Annotated in this window: 11 protein-coding genes; 7 read left to right on the top strand and 4 right to left on the bottom strand. The window is 72.4% G+C overall.

All coding sequences use genetic code 11. The features are described 5' to 3' along the window. Positions 1-54: 54 nt before the first annotated feature. Genes ABZ725_RS17790 through ABZ725_RS17780 form a run of 3 tightly spaced genes read right to left on the bottom strand, consistent with a single transcriptional unit; the run spans position 55 to position 4,147 of the window. Positions 55-702 (bottom strand): response regulator transcription factor, encoded by a 648-nt coding sequence (locus tag ABZ725_RS17790; RefSeq protein WP_358803568.1) that lies wholly within the window; start codon positions 700-702, stop codon positions 55-57. A gap of 2 nt (positions 703-704) precedes the next feature. Continuing rightward, a complete protein-coding gene (locus tag ABZ725_RS17785) occupies positions 705-1,892 on the bottom strand; it encodes a sensor histidine kinase (protein ID WP_358803567.1) in 1,188 nt (395 codons plus the stop codon). Positions 1,893-1,942: 50 nt separating this feature from the next. Further along, positions 1,943-4,147: an MMPL family transporter gene (locus tag ABZ725_RS17780; protein ID WP_358803566.1), complete on the bottom strand. Its 2,205-nt coding sequence runs from the start codon at positions 4,145-4,147 to the stop codon at positions 1,943-1,945. 220 nt (positions 4,148-4,367) lie between these two features. On the opposite strand from ABZ725_RS17780, the gene ABZ725_RS17775 reads away from it, so the two are divergent. Beyond that, positions 4,368-5,951 (top strand): alpha-1,2-mannosidase, encoded by a 1,584-nt coding sequence (locus ABZ725_RS17775; protein ID WP_358803565.1) that lies wholly within the window; start codon positions 4,368-4,370, stop codon positions 5,949-5,951. 108 nt (positions 5,952-6,059) lie between these two features. Here ABZ725_RS17775 and serC read toward each other — a convergent pair whose 3' ends face one another. Next, complete coding sequence (gene serC, locus ABZ725_RS17770) at positions 6,060-7,178, bottom strand: phosphoserine transaminase (protein WP_358803564.1); 1,119 nt, start codon at positions 7,176-7,178, stop codon at positions 6,060-6,062. Positions 7,179-7,259: 81 nt separating this feature from the next. Between serC and ABZ725_RS17765 the strand changes: the two genes are divergently transcribed. The 6 genes from ABZ725_RS17765 (at position 7,260) to ABZ725_RS17740 (ending at position 16,856) form a co-directional block, all read left to right on the top strand. Then, entirely contained in the window at positions 7,260-10,181 is a 2,922-nt protein-coding gene (locus ABZ725_RS17765) for an FAD-binding and (Fe-S)-binding domain-containing protein (protein WP_358803563.1), read from the top strand. 152 nt (positions 10,182-10,333) lie between these two features. Further along, positions 10,334-11,473 (top strand): peptidoglycan bridge formation glycyltransferase FemA/FemB family protein, encoded by a 1,140-nt coding sequence (locus ABZ725_RS17760; RefSeq protein WP_358803562.1) that lies wholly within the window; start codon positions 10,334-10,336, stop codon positions 11,471-11,473. 173 nt (positions 11,474-11,646) lie between these two features. After that, positions 11,647-12,624 (top strand): EamA family transporter, encoded by a 978-nt coding sequence (locus ABZ725_RS17755; RefSeq protein WP_358803561.1) that lies wholly within the window; start codon positions 11,647-11,649, stop codon positions 12,622-12,624. Positions 12,625-12,745: 121 nt separating this feature from the next. Further along, the gene (locus ABZ725_RS17750; protein WP_351904613.1) at positions 12,746-13,540 is read left to right on the top strand and encodes a TIGR03084 family metal-binding protein; all 795 of its coding nucleotides are present in this window, start codon (positions 12,746-12,748) and stop codon (positions 13,538-13,540) included. Next, positions 13,537-15,261 (top strand): acyclic terpene utilization AtuA family protein, encoded by a 1,725-nt coding sequence (locus ABZ725_RS17745; RefSeq protein WP_358803560.1) that lies wholly within the window; start codon positions 13,537-13,539, stop codon positions 15,259-15,261. The genes ABZ725_RS17750 and ABZ725_RS17745 overlap by 4 nt, the downstream gene beginning before the upstream one ends. Next, the gene (locus ABZ725_RS17740) at positions 15,258-16,856 is read left to right on the top strand and encodes a carboxyl transferase domain-containing protein (RefSeq protein WP_358803559.1); all 1,599 of its coding nucleotides are present in this window, start codon (positions 15,258-15,260) and stop codon (positions 16,854-16,856) included. The genes ABZ725_RS17745 and ABZ725_RS17740 overlap by 4 nt, the downstream gene beginning before the upstream one ends. Positions 16,857-16,858: the final 2 nt, after the last annotated feature.

Here is a 16,858-nt window from a genome sequence, read left to right as displayed (position 1 = left end):
CAAGCACAGGGACGGCCGATTTCAGGAGATCAGTGCGTTCAGTGCGCCCAGGCCTCAAGAGCGCGCAAGGAGTCCGCGTTCCAGGGCCACGACGACGGCGCGAGTGCGGTCGCTGACGTCGAGTTTCGCGAAGACCCGCAGCAGATGCGTCTTCACCGTGGCCTCGCCGATGACCAGGCGGCGGCCGATCTCCGCGTTGGACAGGCCGTCCGCGACCGCGCGCAGCACCTCCCGCTCACGGGCGGTGAGCGCGACCGGCTCGGGGCGGCGCATCCGGGCCACCAGGCGTTCCGCGACCTTGGGCGCGAGGACCGTCTCGCCACGGGCCGCCGAGCGGATGGCGTCGGCGAGCTGCTCGCGGGTGGTGTCCTTGAGGAGGTAGCCGACGGCGCCGGCCTCCACGGCCCGTTCGATCTCGGCGTCCGTGTCGTACGTGGTGAGGATCAGCACCCGGGTGGCCACCGGCAGGGCGACGATCTCGGTGGTGGCGGCCACGCCGTCGAGCACCGGCATGCGCAGGTCGAGGAGGGCCACATCGGGGGCGAGCCGCTCCACGAGGCCGACGCCCTCGCGGCCGTCGCTCCCTTCGCCGACGATCTCTATCGTGGGCTCGTCGGCCAGCAGGGCGATGACTCCGGCGCGCATCACGGCGTGGTCGTCGACCACGACCACACGGATCCGGCCGTACGCGGTGTCGGTCATGGTCAGTCCTGACTGTGCGTGGGAAGGCGGGCGAGGACACGGGTGCCGTCCCCGAGGGAGCTGGTGACGGAGAGTTCGCCGCCGAGTTCGGCCAGCCGTCGGCGCATTCCGTCGAGGCCGAACCCATGGGACTCCTCGACGACGAAGCCGCAGCCGTCGTCGGTGATCTCCAGCTCGACACCGCCCGCGAGTTCGGTGAGGACCACGCCGACGGTGGAGGCGCCCGAGTGTTTGCGCACGTTGGCGAGGGACTCCTGGGTGCAGCGCAGCAGGGCGACGCGGGTGCGCTGGTCCAGGTCCATGTCGGGCAGTTCGGCGGTGACGGTGAGGCCGGTGTCCTGGACGAAGCGGTTCAGGGTTCTGCGCAGGGTGGTGGCGAGCGAGCCGGGTGCGACGCCGCTCTCGGGGGCGGAGCCGACGAGCACCCGGGCCTCGGCCAGGTTCTCGCGCGCGGTCTGCTCGATGGAGGTGAGCTGCTCGGCGCAGCGCACGGGGTCGGTGACGGTGGCGGCACGGGCGGCCTCCGCGAGCACCACGATGGAGGCGAAGCCCTGGGCGAGGGTGTCGTGGATCTCCCGGGCGAGCCGTTCGCGCTCCTCGGCCGCGCCCTGCCGCTGATACGCGGCTGCCAACTCCTCCTGGGTGACGGCCAGTTCAGCGGTCAGTTGCTCCTGCCGCTCGTTGCTCCGGCCGACGAAGCGGTGCACCCACAGCCCGAGACCCACCCCAGCGGCGTAGGCGACGACGGTGAACACCGCGTTCCCGGTGAGGAATTGAGGGCTCCAGCCCTGGCCGAGCGTGCCGCCGAACACGGTGAGGGCCGCGCCGGCCCCGCTGAGGGTGATCGCGTCCCGCGGGGCGCGGGTGAAGAGCCAGAACTGCGGAAGGGACACCACGTAGAAGGCGGCCCCGCCGTCCAGGAGGTAGGCCGTCGCGCCCAGGACGAGCGCGAGGACGGCGAGGTAGGTACGGGGAGGCAGGACGGGGTTGTCCGGTCGGGTGAGGACGACGGTGTGGCACAGCGCGATCAGGGCGAGCAGGCCGAGCAGCCAGTACCTCCGGGCCGGCGACGCGTCGAGCACGGCGACGGCCGGGGGCAGCAGACCGAACAGGATCCAGCCTGCTGAGTTCCAGCGGCGGATACGGTCCTGGGTGAGCCGGTCACCCGGCTGCTGCTGCCACTGACTCACGCTGATTCACCTCGTTCGTAAGGGAGTTGAGGGGTCGCCGGTCGAGTCGGTCAGCCTACCGATTCCAGGGGGCGGGGGGCCTGTTCGGTGGTGCGGCGGGCACGGCGCACTCCTCGCGAGGGCCACCAGTTGGCCTCGCCGAGCAGGAGCATCAGGGACGGCAGAACCAGCATGCGGATCAGGAAGGCGTCCAGGAGGACGGCGACCGCGAGGCTGAAGCCGATCTGCTTCATCTCGATCAGGTGCAGTGCCGCGAAGCTGGCGAAGACCGTGACCATGACCGCGGCGGCGCTGGTCACCACGCCCGCCGAGCTGCCGATGCCCTCGATCACGGCCTTGCGGGTCGGGACTCCGCGCAAGGCGGCCTCCCGGATCCGGCTGATCACGAAGACCTGGTAGTCCATCGACAGGCCGAACAGGATCACGAAGAGGAACAGCGGGACACGGGTGCCGATCGACCCGGTCGAGTTGAAGTCGACCAGGCCTTCGGCCCAGGTGTGCTGGAAGACCATGACGAGGATGCCGAGCGAGGCGGCGGCGGAGAGGAGGTTGAGGACGATGCCGACCAGGCCGAGGACCACGGAGCGGAACGCCCAGACGGTCATGACGAAGGTCACCAGGAGCAGTGCCCCGATGATGAGCGGCAGCTTCTGTTCCTGGTGGGTCGGATAGTCGGTGTAGCGGGCGACGTCACCGGTCACCGCGGTCTCGGCACCCTTCACCTGGCCGACGGTCTCAGGGAGGTATGTGTCGCGGATGTCCTTGAGCGAGGACTGGGCCTTGTCGCTGCTGACGTAGTGCGGGACCTGCAGCTGGAGCATGCTGATCCGCTTGTCGGGCGACGTGGTCAGCTGGGAGGTGCCGCTCAGGCGCGAGTCGTCCTTGACGTCGGCGGCGAGTTCGCGCAGGGCGGCGGTCACCTCCGGCGAACGGTCGGCGTCGGCGCGGACGACGACCTGGTGCATGGACTTCAGCTCCGGGTAGGCCGCGTTCAGCCGGTCGTAGACCTGCATGGCGACGATGGAGCGGGAGTGTGTCTCGCGGCCCATGTCGGTGAGCTTGAGGCCGAGGACCGGGGCGGCGAGGGCGAGCAGTCCGACGACGGTGACGGTGAGGGTGGCGATGGGGTGTTCGGCGACGGGGCGCAGCACCGCGGCGGTCAGGCGGCCGGGGCCGGTCTTGTGTGTCTTCTGCTTCTTCGGGGCGAGCCCGCGGGCCGCCCGGCGCTCGGCACGGCGCTCGGCGCGCATGCCCAGTTTGGCGAGGAGGGCGGGAAGCACGGTCAGGGAGCTGACGACGGCGACGAGGGTGACGAGGATCGCGCCGGTGGCGATGGACGAGAAGATGACGTCGTCGGCGAGGTAGAGGGTGGCGCTGGAGACGGCCACCGCGAGGCCGGAGACGACAACGGCCCGGCCGGACGTGGCGGCGGCGAGTTCGACGACGGCCTGCGGGCTCAGCCTGCCGCCGGCGCGGGCCCGTTCCTCACGTTCGCGCTTGAGGTAGAAGAGCGTGTAGTCGACGCCGACCGCGAGGCCGATGAGCAGGATGACGTTGGTGCTGATGCCGTTGTCGGGGAAGACGTGCGAGGCCACCATCGTCAGGCCGACGGCCGCGGCGATCGAGGACAGGGCGAGCAGCAGCGGTACGAGGGCCATCGCCACAGAGCTGAAGACCAGCAGCAGGGTGATGAGGGTGACCGGCAGGGCGATCATCTCGGTGCGCGCGAGGTCGTCGCCGCGCAGCTTGTCGACGCCCTTGCTGATGGACGGCGATCCGGTCTCCTCGACGCGCAGCCCGGGGTTGGCCTTCTGTACGGCCGCGGTCTGCTCGATCAGCGGGTCGACGTGTTTCTTGCCCTCCAGCTCCGGGCCCTTCATGGTGACGGTGACCCGCACCGCCGTGTTGTCCGCGCTGCGTACCGGGTCGGTGACGGAGAGCACCTCGGGCAGCTTGGCCATCCGGGCGGCGACGTCGGCGGCGGCCGAGTCGGCCGCGGCGATGTCGAGCTTTCCGGTGCCCGGCTTCGCGGTGATCAGGACGTGTTCGACGGGGCGCTGCTGTAACCCGCCCTCCGCGGCGATCGCCTCGCCGCGTCCCGCCTCTCCGATGCGGAAGTCCTCGGTGGTCGCCGCGTTGGTGCCGACGGAGATGCCGATACCGAGGCACAGGACGACGAACACGAACCAGCCGACGATGCCCCGCCAGGGGTGGGCGGCGCTCCAACGAGCCATGCGTACGGGAAGATTCTTCATGTCGTCCATGCTCTTCGTCGGGGGTGCGGTGCCGACAGCAGCGACCGGTTGAACCTGAGGTCCACCGACCGGTGGACCCCCGTCCGGCTCAGTGCTCGGTCACCTGGCGTGCGAGGTCGTCGGCCTGTCAGTGGGTGCCGGTAGCTTCTTGGCATCCGGGGACGGGGGTTGTCCGCGGATCGCTGTCGCAGGACAACTGCTCGACTACCAAGGGACGTTCATGGAACCGGTCTTCGCGGATTTCTCCACCATTCCGGCCCGGCTGTCGAACGCCGTCGTGGGGTACCACCGGTGCGGGGTCGCCCCCTCGCATCTCGCGCTGGGCTCCGACGGATACATCAAGCTCGACTTCACGACGGACGGTCAGGAGGAGGTCGCCGGGGCCGTTCTCACCGTGACGACCCTCGGCGCGAGCGTTCCCATGGACGTCCTGCTCAACGGCAAGGCCGTGGCCGAGGGACTCACGTTCCCCGAGGCCGGCGGACACGACGTCCCGCAGGACAGGATTCTGTCCCTCCCGGGAGAACTGCTGACGCCGGGCGACAACCTCCTGGAGATACGCAGCCCCGCCGGCGAGCAGGGCCTGCTCCGGCTCGCCGCCGTCACCCTGGACCCCGCCCAGGACAGTGGCCGCGCCCGGCGCGCCATGGCGGCCAGGGCGAGCACCCGGTCGGTCTTCGCGTTCGACACCGAGCAGCGCCCGGTCGACTCCGCCGGGTGGCAGCCCGCTGCGCGGCTGCTCTTCCACATCGACCGGGGCGACCGGGCGGTGCCCGCGCAGCTCTCCTGGCGCGGGACGGACGGCGCGGAGACGGCGATCGCGTTCCGGGCGGACATGTCCGGCTTCCACGGTCACCACCGGGCCGCCGACGGCGCGCTCGGCGAGTTCCGCGGCACGCTCACCGACCGCTGGGCCTACCCCGACGGCACCACGGACGTCCCGCTGCACCGGTTCTCCACCGAGGAGGGACGAGACGGCGACTGGCGTCCGTCCGGCGAACTGCGCATCCTGCTCGACGACGGCCGGGCGACGTCCGTGGAGCGGGTGTCCTGGAGCGACCGGCGCGGGAACGCGGCCTCGGTCACCCTGACGTCCGCCGTCGCGACACCGGACGCCGACGCCGCGCCCGGCGAGCTGCGCGACATCACCGACACGGTCGTCGGCGTCGAGGCGAGCGACGAGTTCGAGGCCGGCGGGGAGGGCGCGCGGAACTTGCTCAGCAAGGCCCGGAGCAAGTGGCTGGTGTTCGACGACACCGCCGAACTGGACTTCACCCTTGAGCGCCCGGCCGCCGTCGCGTCGTACCGGCTGACCTCCGCCAACGATGCTCAGGACCGCGATCCGCAGGACTGGCGCTTCCAGGGCTCGCACGACGGCAGCACATGGACGACGCTCGACACCCGTTCCGGCGAACGCTTCACCCGCCGCTTCGAGACGAGGGACTTCGCCTTCGCCAACACCGCCTCCTACCGCCGCTACCGGCTGCTCATCACCGCGAACGACGGCGCCGACGAGATCCAGCTCAGCCGGGTCCAGTTCCTCGCCGGCGCAGACAGGGCTCCCGCGGCCGCCGCCTCCGACTTCATCGGCTACTACGGGCCGGCCGGCGAGGCCCCCACCGGATACCGGGGCACGACCGTTCCCGGACCGGAGTCCGACGCCACGGGGGTGGGGGCCTCGGGGGAGGGGAAGGAAGGGCCGCGCGAGAAGCTGCTCGCCGGTGACCTGACGGACACCGCCCAGGACCTGGAGAGCGCCGCCCGCCTCCTCGGGAAGCTGGCGGGGTACCTCCGGACCCCCTGACCCCCCGACTCCCCAGGACGACGACGAGGGCGCCCGACGCGTTGTCGCGTCGGGCGCCCTCGTCGTCGTACGGGAAACGGGCTGCGGACTACGGATTGCGGGAAGCGGTTACAGCTTCTCGATCACGTAGTCGATGCAGTTCGTGAGCGCCTCGACGTCCGCCGGGTCGATCGCCGGGAACATCGCCACGCGCAGCTGGTTGCGGCCGAGCTTGCGGTAGGGCTCGGTGTCGACGATGCCGTTGGCGCGCAGGACCTTGGCGATCGCGGCGGCGTCGATCTCGTCCGCGAAGTCGATCGTGCCGATGACCTGGGAGCGCTTGGCCGGGTCGGTGACGAACGGGGTCGCGTGCTTCGACTCCTCGGCCCAGGTGTACAGGCGGGTCGACGAGTCCTTGGTGCGGCCGGCGGAGAAGGCCAGACCGCCCTGGCCGTTGATCCACTCCAGCTGCTCGTTCAGCAGGAAGAGGGTGGCGAGCGCCGGGGTGTTGTACGTCTGGTTCTTGCGGGAGTTGTCGATCGCCGTGGGGAGGCTGAAGAACTCCGGGATGTGGCGGCCGCTCGCGTGGATGCGTTCCGCGCGCTCGATCGCCGCCGGGGAGAACACGCCGATCCACAGGCCGCCGTCGGAGGCGAAGGACTTCTGCGGGGCGAAGTAGTAGACGTCCGTCTCGGCGATGTCGACCGGGAGGCCGCCGGCGCCGGAGGTGGCGTCCACCAGGACCAGCGAACCGGTGTCCGCGCCCACGACCCGCTTCAGCGGGGCGGCGACACCGGTCGAGGTCTCGTTGTGGGTGAACGCGTAGACGTCGACGCCCGCCTCGGCCGCCGCCTCGGGGTGTGTGCCCGGGTCGGAGGAGACGACGGTCGGCTCGGCCAGCCAGGGGGCGAGCTTGGCGGCCTTCGCGAACTTCGAGCTGAACTCACCGAACGTGAGGTGCTGCGACTTGTTCTCGATCAGGCCGTGCGTCGCGACGTCCCAGAAGGCCGTCGACCCGCCGTTGCCGAGGACGACCTCGTAGCCCTCGGGGAGGGAGAACAGCTCGGAGATGCCCTCGCGCACCTTGCCGACCAGGTTCTTGACCGGGGCCTGGCGGTGGGAGGTGCCGAGGAGGGACGTACCGGTGGCGGCCAGGGCGTCCAGCGCCTCCACCCGCACCTTGGAGGGGCCCGCGCCGAAACGACCGTCGGCGGGCTTGATGTCAGCAGGAATCTGGATCTCAGCCACGAGGGGAGGGTATCCGGTGGAGGAAACCTGGCCGCAACATCGTCCGTCGGGTGAGACGAGGTATTTGGTTTGCTGGGACGTATGACGCATGGCGAAAGCTCCGACGGTCCTGACGGTCTTGAACGTGCGCTGCGGCTGGTCGTCCGGGGGGACGTGGGGTTCGGGGTGACGGACCGGGCTCTGGTGACCATGGACGCGTCCAACTACCGGCGGGTCCCCCTGGGGGTCGTCGCGCCCCGGGACGGGGACGACGTGGCGGCCGTCCTGGAGGTGTGCCGGGAGCGGGGGACGCCGGTCGTGGCGCGCGGCGGGGGGACCTCCATCGCGGGACAGGCGACCGGGACGGGGGTCGTGCTGGACTTCACCCGGTACATGAACCGGGTGGTCTCCCTCGATCCCGAGGCGCGGACCGCCGTCGTGCAGCCGGGGCTCGTGCTCGACCGGCTCCAGGAGGCCGCCGCCCCGCACGGGCTGCGCTTCGGCCCGGATCCGTCCACGCACAGCCGGTGCACGCTCGGCGGGATGATCGGCAACAACTCGTGCGGCTCCCACTCGGTGGCGTGGGGGACGACGGCGGACAGCGTGCGCGAGCTGGACGTCGTCACCGCGCCCGGGCGGCGGCTGCGGCTCGGGCAGGGGTGGGCCGGCGCGCCGGACGGGCTGCGGGACCTCGTGGAGGGCGAGCTGGCCCGGCTGCGGACCGGCTTTCCCGAACTGCCCCGCCGTATCTCCGGGTATGCGCTGGACGCGCTGCTGCCGGAGAACGGCACCGACGTCGCCCGCTCCTTCTGCGGCAGCGAAGGCACCCTGGGTGTGGTGACGGAGGCTGTCGTCAAGCTCGTCGAGGCTCCACGCGCGCGCGTGCTCGCGGTTCTCGGCTACACCGACGAGGGCGCCGCCGCCGAGGCCGCGGCCGGACTGCTGCCGTACCGGCCGCTGACCGTGGAGGGGATGGCGGCCGACCTGGTTCCGTCCGGGGACAGGGCGGGGCTGCCGCGGGGCGGGGCCTGGCTGTTCGTCGAGACGGGCGGCGAGTCGGCGAGCGAGGCACACGCGCGTGCGGAGACGATCGTCCGCGCGGCGGACGTCCTGGACGCGCGGATCGTGCGCGACCCCGCCGGGCAGCGGGCGCTGTGGCGGATCCGGGAGGACGCGAGCGGCACGGCGACCCGGATGCCGGACGGCTCCGAGGCCTGGCCCGGCTGGGAGGACTGCGCGGTGCCGCCCGCCCGGCTCGGCGCCTACCTGCGCGACTTCCGCGGGCTGCTCGGGCAGCACGGCCTGCGCGGCACCCCTTACGGGCACTTCGGGGACGGCTGCATCCATGTCCGGATCGACTTCGATCTGCTGACGCAGGCCGGAGTCGCCCGCTTCCGGCGGTTCTCCGAGGAGTTGGCCGACCTGGTCGTGGTCCACGGCGGCTCGCTCTCCGGCGAGCACGGCGACGGCCAGGCCCGCGCCGAACTGCTGCCCAGGATGTACGGGTCCGACATGGTCGCGCTGTTCGAGCGGGCGAAGGGCGTCTGGGACCCGGACGACCTGCTCAACCCGGGGATGCTGGTCCGCCCCGCGCCGCTCGACGGCAACCTCCGCTTCGCCGTCCTCCCGCGCGAGCCGGTCGACGTGGCCTTCGGATACCCGGCCGACGGCGGCGACTTCTCGGCGGCCGTGCGCCGGTGCGTGGGCGTCGCCAAGTGCCGGACGACGTCCGCGGCCGGGGCCGGGGTGATGTGTCCGTCGTTTCGCGCGACCGGGCGGGAGGAGCACTCCACGCGCGGGCGTGCCCGTCTGCTGCACGAGATGCTGGCCGGTGAGCTGGTGACCGACGGCTGGCGCTCCACGGAGGTCCGGGACGCGCTCGACCTGTGCCTGTCCTGCAAGGGCTGCCGCTCCGACTGCCCCGTAGAGGTCGACATGGCCACCTACAAGGCGGAGTTCCTGCATCACCACTACGAGGGGCGGCGACGCCCGGCCGCGCACTACAGCATGGGGTGGCTGCCGGTCTGGCTGCGGTGGGCGAGCCGGGTGCGGGCGGCCCCGCTGCTCAACGCGCTCGCCTCCGTCGGCCTGGCTGCGGGCGTGGCCAAGCGGCTGGGCGGGATCGCGCCGGAGCGGGAGATTCCGCGGCTGGCGCGGGAGACGTTCGGCGCGTGGTGGCGACGCCGAAAGCCCCATGTCAGGGGCGGTGAGGGCGAGGGCGGCGAGCTGGTCGTCCTGTGGCCCGACACCTTCACCGAGCACCTCGCGCCGTCCGTCGGCCGGGCCGCCGTCCGCGTGTTGGAGGCGGCGGGGCTGCGGGTGGCGCTGCCGCCGACCCTGCGGCTGCGGGGACGGCCGGTGGGCGACGGCCGGTCGCGGAGCGCGGCCGCGCTGCTGACCGCCCGCCGGGGCCGGGTCTGCTGCGGGCTGACGTACGTCTCCACCGGCCAGCTCGACCACGCGCGCGTGGTGCTGCGCCGCACGCTCGACCTGATGGAACCGGTGCTGGAGAGCGGCGCACCGGTAGTCGTCCTGGAGCCGAGCTGTGCGGCCGCCCTGCGCACCGACCTGCCCGAGCTGCTGCACGACGACCCGCGCGCGGCCCGCCTCGCCGCCCGCGTCCTCACCTTCGCGGAGACCCTGGAGCGGCACGCCCCCGGCTGGACCCCGCCCCGGCTGGACCGTCCGACGGTCGGCCAGACCCACTGCCACCAGCATGCGGTGCTGGGCGACGCGGCCGAGCGGCGGCTCCGCGAGGCCGCGGGGCTCACCGGTGGGCTGAGCGGGGGGTGCTGCGGCCTCGCCGGCAACTTCGGTTTCGAGAAAGGCCACTTCGAGGTGTCCACGGCGTGCGCGCAGGAGCAGCTGCTGCCGGCCGTGCGGGACGCCCCGGAGGGGGCCGTGGTCCTCGCGGACGGGTTCTCCTGCCGGACCCAGCTGGAGCAGCTGGCGGGGGTGCGGGGCCGGCATCTCGCGGAGGTGCTGGCGGAGGGGTTGGAGGCGGGTGACGGACGGGACGGGTGACTTGCGGGACGGGCGGGACGGGTGACGGGCGTCGGCCATCTGCACGCGTGTGTGGCCGACACGGCGGTGGTCGACGGCCTCGGTCCCAGGGATGACCGGGGTCGACTCCTAGGCTGGCTCGTCTGCACAACCGTTCGAAGGAGCCCCCGCGTATGAGTCGTACGAGCCTGCGTGTCCAGTCCATCAGCCGCGCCGAGCACCTGGCGTTCATCGCGGCCCGCCCCTCCGCCAGCCATATGCAGATCCCCTCGTGGGGGGACGTCAAGCCGGACTGGCGGGCGGAGAGCCTGGGGTGGATCGACGAGGCGGGGGTGCTCGTGGGGGCCGGACTGGCGCTGCTGCGGCCGCTGCCCCGGCTGAAGCTGAAGAAGTACCTGGCCTATCTGCCCGAGGGGCCGGTCATCGACTGGTACGCGCCCGATCTGGTCGAGCGCTGGCTGGATCCGATGCTCGCGCATCTGCAGGCGCTGGGCGCGTTCTCGGTGAAGCTGGGCCCGCCCGTCGCCGTACGACGCTGGAGCGCCGACGCCGTCAAGGCAGCCATCGCCGACCCCGCCGCCCACCGGCTGCGGGACGCGGAGCCGAGCTCGTACGATCCGCGCGCCTTCGAGGTCGCCGACCGGCTGCGCCGCTCCGGCTGGCAGCAGACCGAGTCGGAGGGGGAGGAGGGGTTCGCGGCCGGCCAGCCGCGCTACGTCTTCCAGGTCCCGTTCGCCGGACGGTCCCTGGAGGAGGTGCACAGCGGCCTCAACCAGCAGTGGCGGCGCAACATCAAGAAGGCGGAGAAGGCGGGCGTGAAGGTCGTCCGCGGCGGCTACGAGGACCTGCCGGCGTTCTACGGCCTCTACACCGAGACCGCCGAGCGCGACCGCTTCATCCCGCGCCCGCTGCCGTACTTCCAGCGCATGTGGAACGCGCTGAACGCCGAACACCCCGACCGGATGCGGCTCTACCTCGCCCATCACGACGGTGAGATCCTCGCCGCCGCGACCATGCTGACCGTCGGCGAGCACGTCTGGTACTCCTACGGCGCCTCCACCAGCCGCAGGCGCGAGGTCCAGCCCAACAACGCCATGCAGTGGCGCATGATGGCCGACGCCCACGAACTCGGCGCGGCCGTCTACGACCTGCGGGGCATCACGGACACCCTGGAGGAGTCCAACCACCTGCTCGGCCTGCTGCGCTTCAAGGTCGGCACGGGCGGCCAGGCCGTGGAGTACGTGGGCGAGTGGGACTTCCCGCTCAACCGGGTGCTGCAGAAGGCGCTGGACCTGTACATGGCTCGCCGGTAGCTCTTGCCCGCCTGCGCCATCGGACGCCCTGGCCCGGGATCCGAGGGCAGCAGGCGTCTCACAGCCCGAGACAGTGGCAATAACGGTTCACACACCTGACGAGGTCCATTAAGCTGGACTCGGTAGTTCATCGTGATGAACGAACTGAACCGAGCCGAGCACCTGGACCGCCCGTGACACCCCCCGACACAGCAGCCGCGACCGCGACCGCCACCTCACCGCAGCTCTCGGCGGCCCCGGGCCGGTTCGGCTCCCTCGGTCCGGTCGGCCTGGTGCTGGCCGGCGGAATCTCGGTGCAGTTCGGCGGCGCGCTGGCGGTGACGCTGATGCCGAGGGCGGGCGCGCTCGGCGTGGTGGCGCTGCGGCTGCTGGTGGCGGCGGTGGTGCTGCTGGTCGTCTGCCGGCCGCGGCTGCGCGGGCACTCGCGCACGGACTGGGGGACGGTCGTCGTCTTCGGCGTCACGATGGCCGCGATGAACGGCCTCTTCTACCAGGCCGTGGACCGCATCCCGTTGGGCCCGGCGGTGACGCTGGAGGTGCTGGGCCCGCTGGCGCTGTCGGTCTTCGCCTCGCGCCGCGCGCTGAACCTTCTCTGGGCGGGCCTGGCCCTCGCGGGCGTCTTCCTGCTCAGCGCCGGAGGGGGCGGCGAGGGGCACGGGGGCGACGGAGGCGGGGGCTTCGGCGCCCTCGATCCGACGGGCGTGGCGTTCGCGCTGGGGGCGGGGGCCATGTGGGCCGCGTACATCGTCTTCAGCGCCCGCACCGGCCGCCGTTTCCCGCAGGCGGACGGCCTGGCCCTGGCGATGGCGGTGGGCGCGCTGCTGTTCCTCCCGCTGGGCCTCGCGGAGTCGGGCACGAAGCTGGTCGACCCCGTGACGCTGGGTCTGGGCGCGGCGGTGGCCGTCCTCTCCTCGGTGCTCCCGTACACGCTCGAACTCCTCGCCCTGCGCCGCCTGCCCGCCTCCACCTTCGCGATCCTGATGAGCCTCGAACCGGCCGTCGCGGCGACGGCGGGCTTCCTCATCCTCGACCAGTCCCTGACCACCACCCAGGCGGCGGCGATCGCCCTGGTCGTCGCGGCGAGCATGGGCGCGGTGCGGACGCAGGTGGGGCGCGGGAAGCGCGTGCGGGCGGCGGTTCCGGAAGCCTGACGGGGGTGAGCGGCTCGGCCGGCGACCGCCTGGGCCGACGACCGCCTGGGTCGATGAGCGGCTTGGCCAAATTAATGCAAGCATGCTTGATTGTTTCTGGGGTCGGTGCCAAGCTCGCCCCATGGCCGACCCGACCCCCGTGCTCGATGACCTCCGTGCCGAAAGCGACGAACTGGACCGGCTCGTCGCCGAGTTGGGACCGGAGCAGTGGGCGCTTCCGACCCCGGCCGACGGCTGGACCGTCGCGCACCAGATCGCGCATCTCACCTGGACCGACCACTCCTCCCTGCTGGCCGTGACCGACCAGGTCGCCTTCGCCCGTGAGGTCGAGAAGGCGCTGGCCGAGCCCGGGGACTTCGTGGACAACGGGGCCGAGCAGGGCGCCGCGAAGCCGCCGGTGCGGCTGCTCGGCGGCTGGCGGGCCGGGCGCGAGGCCCTGCAGAACGCCCTGCGGGCGGCCCCCGCGGGAGCGCGTTTCCCCTGGTACGGCCCGCCCATGTCCGCCGCCTCGATGGCCACCGCCCGTCTCATGGAGACCTGGGCGCACGGCCTGGACGTCGCGGACGCGCTGGGCGTCGCGCCCGCGCCCACCGACCGGCTGCGGCACATCGTCCGGCTCGGCGTCCGCACCCGCGACTACGCGTTCGGCCTTCACGGACAACCCGTGCCGTTCGAGGAGTTCCGGGTCGAACTGACGGGCCCCTCCGGCGATTCGTGGGTGTACGGGCCCGAGGACGCCGACGACCGCGTCACCGGCCCCGCCCTCGACTTCTGCCTCCTGGTCACCCGGCGCGCCCACCGCGCCGATCTCGCCCTGCACGCCGAAGGCCCCGACGCCGACCGCTGGCTGGACGTCGCCCAGGCCTTCGCGGGCCCGCCCGGCGCCGGCCGTCCGCAGAAGGGAACCGCCCGGTGACGGCCCCGGCTGCCCCTCGTGCGGCGACGGCCCTGCGCATCGGCAACGCCTCCGGTTTCTACGGCGACCGCTTCGAGGCGGTCCGCGAGATGCTCACCGGCGGCGAGCTCGACGTCCTCACCGGCGACTACCTCGCCGAACTGACCATGCTGATCCTGGGGCGGGACCGGCTCAAGGACCCGTCCGCCGGATACGCCCGCACCTTCGTGCGGCAGCTGGAGGAGTCCCTCGGCCTCGCCCACGACCGCCGCGTCCGGATCGTCACCAACGCGGGCGGCCTCAACCCGGCCGGACTCGCCGACGCCGTACGACAGTTGGCGGACCGGCTCGGCATCCCCGTGCGCGTCGCGCACGTCGAGGGCGACGACCTCGGCTCCAGCCACCCCGGCAGCCTCACCGCCCACGCCTACCTCGGCGGCTTCGGCATCGCGGCCTGTCTGCGGGAGGGCGCGGACATCGTCGTCACGGGCCGCGTCACCGACGCGGCGCTGGTCATGGGGCCGGCCGCCGCCCACTTCGGCTGGGGGCCGGGGGAGTACGACCGGCTCGCGGGGGCCGTCGTCGCCGGGCACGTCCTGGAATGCGGGACACAGGCCACCGGCGGCAACTACGCCTTCTTCGCCGAAGACCGGCCGGGCGGCCGTGACCTCCGGCGGCCCGGCTTCCCCCTCGCCGAGATCCACGAGGACGGCAGCAGCGTCATCGCCAAGCACCCCGGCACCGGCGGCTTCGTCGACGTCGGCACGGTGACCGCCCAGCTGCTCTACGAGACGACCGGCGCCCGGTACGCGGGCCCCGACGTCACCGCCCGCCTGGACACCGTACGGCTCACCCAGGACGGCCCGGACCGCGTACGGATCGACGGCGTGCGCGGCGAGGCCCCGCCCCCGACCCTCAAGGTCGGCCACACCCGCCTCGGCGGCTTCCGCAACGAGGTCGTCTTCGTGCTCACCGGACTCGACATCGAGGCCAAGGCGGCGCTCGTGCGGGAGCAGATGGCGGACGCGTTCGCCAAGTCCCGGCCACAGGAGGTGCGTTGGGAGCTGGTCCGCACCGATCGCCCCGACGCCGACACCGAGGAGACAGCGAGCGCGCTGCTCCGCCTCGTCGTACGGGACCCGGAACAGGCCATGGTGGGGCGGGCGTTGAGCGGTGCCGCCGTGGAGCTGGCTCTTGCGAGCTACCCCGGGTTCCATGTGCTCGCGCCGCCCGGGAAGGGTTCCCCCTACGGGGTGTTCGAGGCCGCGTACGTCCCCCAGGGCGACGTCGAGCACGTCGCCGTCCATGACGACGGGCGCCGGGAACCCGTCCCCGCGCCCCCGGCCGCCGGGACCCTCGTACTCGAAGCGGCGGCGGAACCGGACCTGCCGGATCCGCTGCCGCCGGGGCCCGAGCGGCGCGCGCCCCTCGGGCTCGTCGCCGGCGCCCGCAGCGGCGACAAGGGCGGGAACGCCAACGTGGGGGTGTGGGCCCGCACGGACGAGGCCTGGCGCTGGCTCGCGCACGAGCTGACGGCCGACAGGTTCCAGCAGCTCATACCTGAGAGCCAGGGGCTGACCGTCACCCGCCACGCCCTCCCGAACCTGCGCGCCCTCAACTTCGTCGTCGAGGGCGTCCTCGGCGCCGGCGTCGCCGCCCAGCACCGCTTCGACCCGCAGGCCAAGGCGCTCGGCGAATGGCTGCGCTCCCGCTGCCTGGACATCCCGGAGGCCCTCCTTTGACGGTCATCACGTCCACCCTGGACACCCACGGCCCCGACCACCGCGCGCACCGCGAGGCCATGCTCGCCAAGCTCGCCGACCTGACCGCCGAGCACGCGAAGGCGCTGGCCGGGGGCGGCGAGAAGTACGTCGCCCGGCACCGCGCACGCGGCAAGCTCCTCGCCCGCGAGCGCATCGAGCTGCTCCTCGACCCCGACACGCCGTTCCTGGAGCTGTCGCCGCTGGCGGCCTGGGGCAGCGAGTACACGGTGGGCGCGTCCCTCGTCACCGGCATCGGGGTCGTCGAGGGCGTCGAGTGCCTGATCACCGCCAACGATCCGACCGTGCGCGGCGGCGCCAGCAACCCCTGGTCCCTGAAGAAGGCCCTGCGCGCCAACGACATCGCCCTCGCCAACCGGCTGCCCCTCATCAGCCTGGTGGAGTCGGGCGGCGCGGACCTGCCCTCCCAGAAGGAGATCTTCATCCCGGGCGGCGCGGTCTTCCGCGACCTGACCCGGCTCTCCGCCGCCGGCATCCCGACCGTCGCCGTCGTCTTCGGCAACTCCACCGCAGGCGGCGCGTACATCCCCGGCATGTCCGACCACGTGATCATGGTCAAGGAGCGGGCGAAGGTGTTCCTCGGCGGGCCGCCGCTGGTCAAGATGGCCACCGGTGAGGAGAGCGACGACGAGTCGCTGGGCGGCGCGGAGATGCACGCGCGCGTGTCGGGTCTCGCCGACTACTTCGCCGTCGACGAGCGGGACGCGCTGCGGCAGGCCCGGCGGGTCGTGGCCCGCCTCAACCACCGCAAGGCGTACCGGGATCCGGGCCCGGCCGTAGCTCCCAAGTATGACGAGGAGGAGCTTCTGGGGATCGTCCCCGGGGATCTGCGCACTCCCTTCGACCCGCGCGAGGTCATCGCCCGGATCGTCGACGCCTCCGACTTCGACGAGTTCAAGCCGCTGTACGGCAGCAGCCTGGTGACCGGCTGGGCGACCCTGCACGGCTATCCGGTGGGCATCCTGGCGAACGCCCAGGGTGTCCTCTTCTCCGCGGAGTCCCAGAAGGCCGCCCAGTTCATCCAGCTCGCCAACCAGCGCGACATCCCGCTCCTCTTCCTGCACAACACCACCGGCTACATGGTCGGCAGGGAGTACGAGCAGGGCGGCATCATCAAGCACGGCGCGATGATGATCAACGCGGTCTCCAATTCGAGGGTCCCCCATCTGTCCGTGCTCATGGGCGCGTCGTACGGCGCCGGCCACTACGGCATGTGCGGCCGCGCCTACGACCCCCGCTTCCTCTTCGCCTGGCCGAGCGCCAAGTCGGCCGTGATGGGCCCGCAGCAGCTCGCCGGCGTCCTGTCCATCGTCGCCCGCCAGTCGGCGGCGGCGAAGGGCCGGCCCTACGACGAGGACGCCGACGCCGCCCTGCGCGCCATGGTGGAGCAGCAGATCGAGTCGGAGTCGCTGCCGATGTTCCTGTCGGGACGGCTCTACGACGACGGCGTCATCGACCCGCGCGACACCCGCACGGTCCTGGGACTGTGCCTGTCAGCCATCCACACGGCGCCGTACGAGGGTGCGCGCGGCGGCTTCGGCGTCTTCCGGATGTGAGG

Origin of the sequence: Streptomyces sp. NPDC006872 (assembly GCF_040635845.1) — a bacterium.
Classification (GTDB): Bacteria; Actinomycetota; Actinomycetes; order Streptomycetales; family Streptomycetaceae; genus Streptomyces.
Note: the sequence above shows the minus strand (reverse complement) of the source record. Positions and strands in the feature narration are given on the sequence as shown.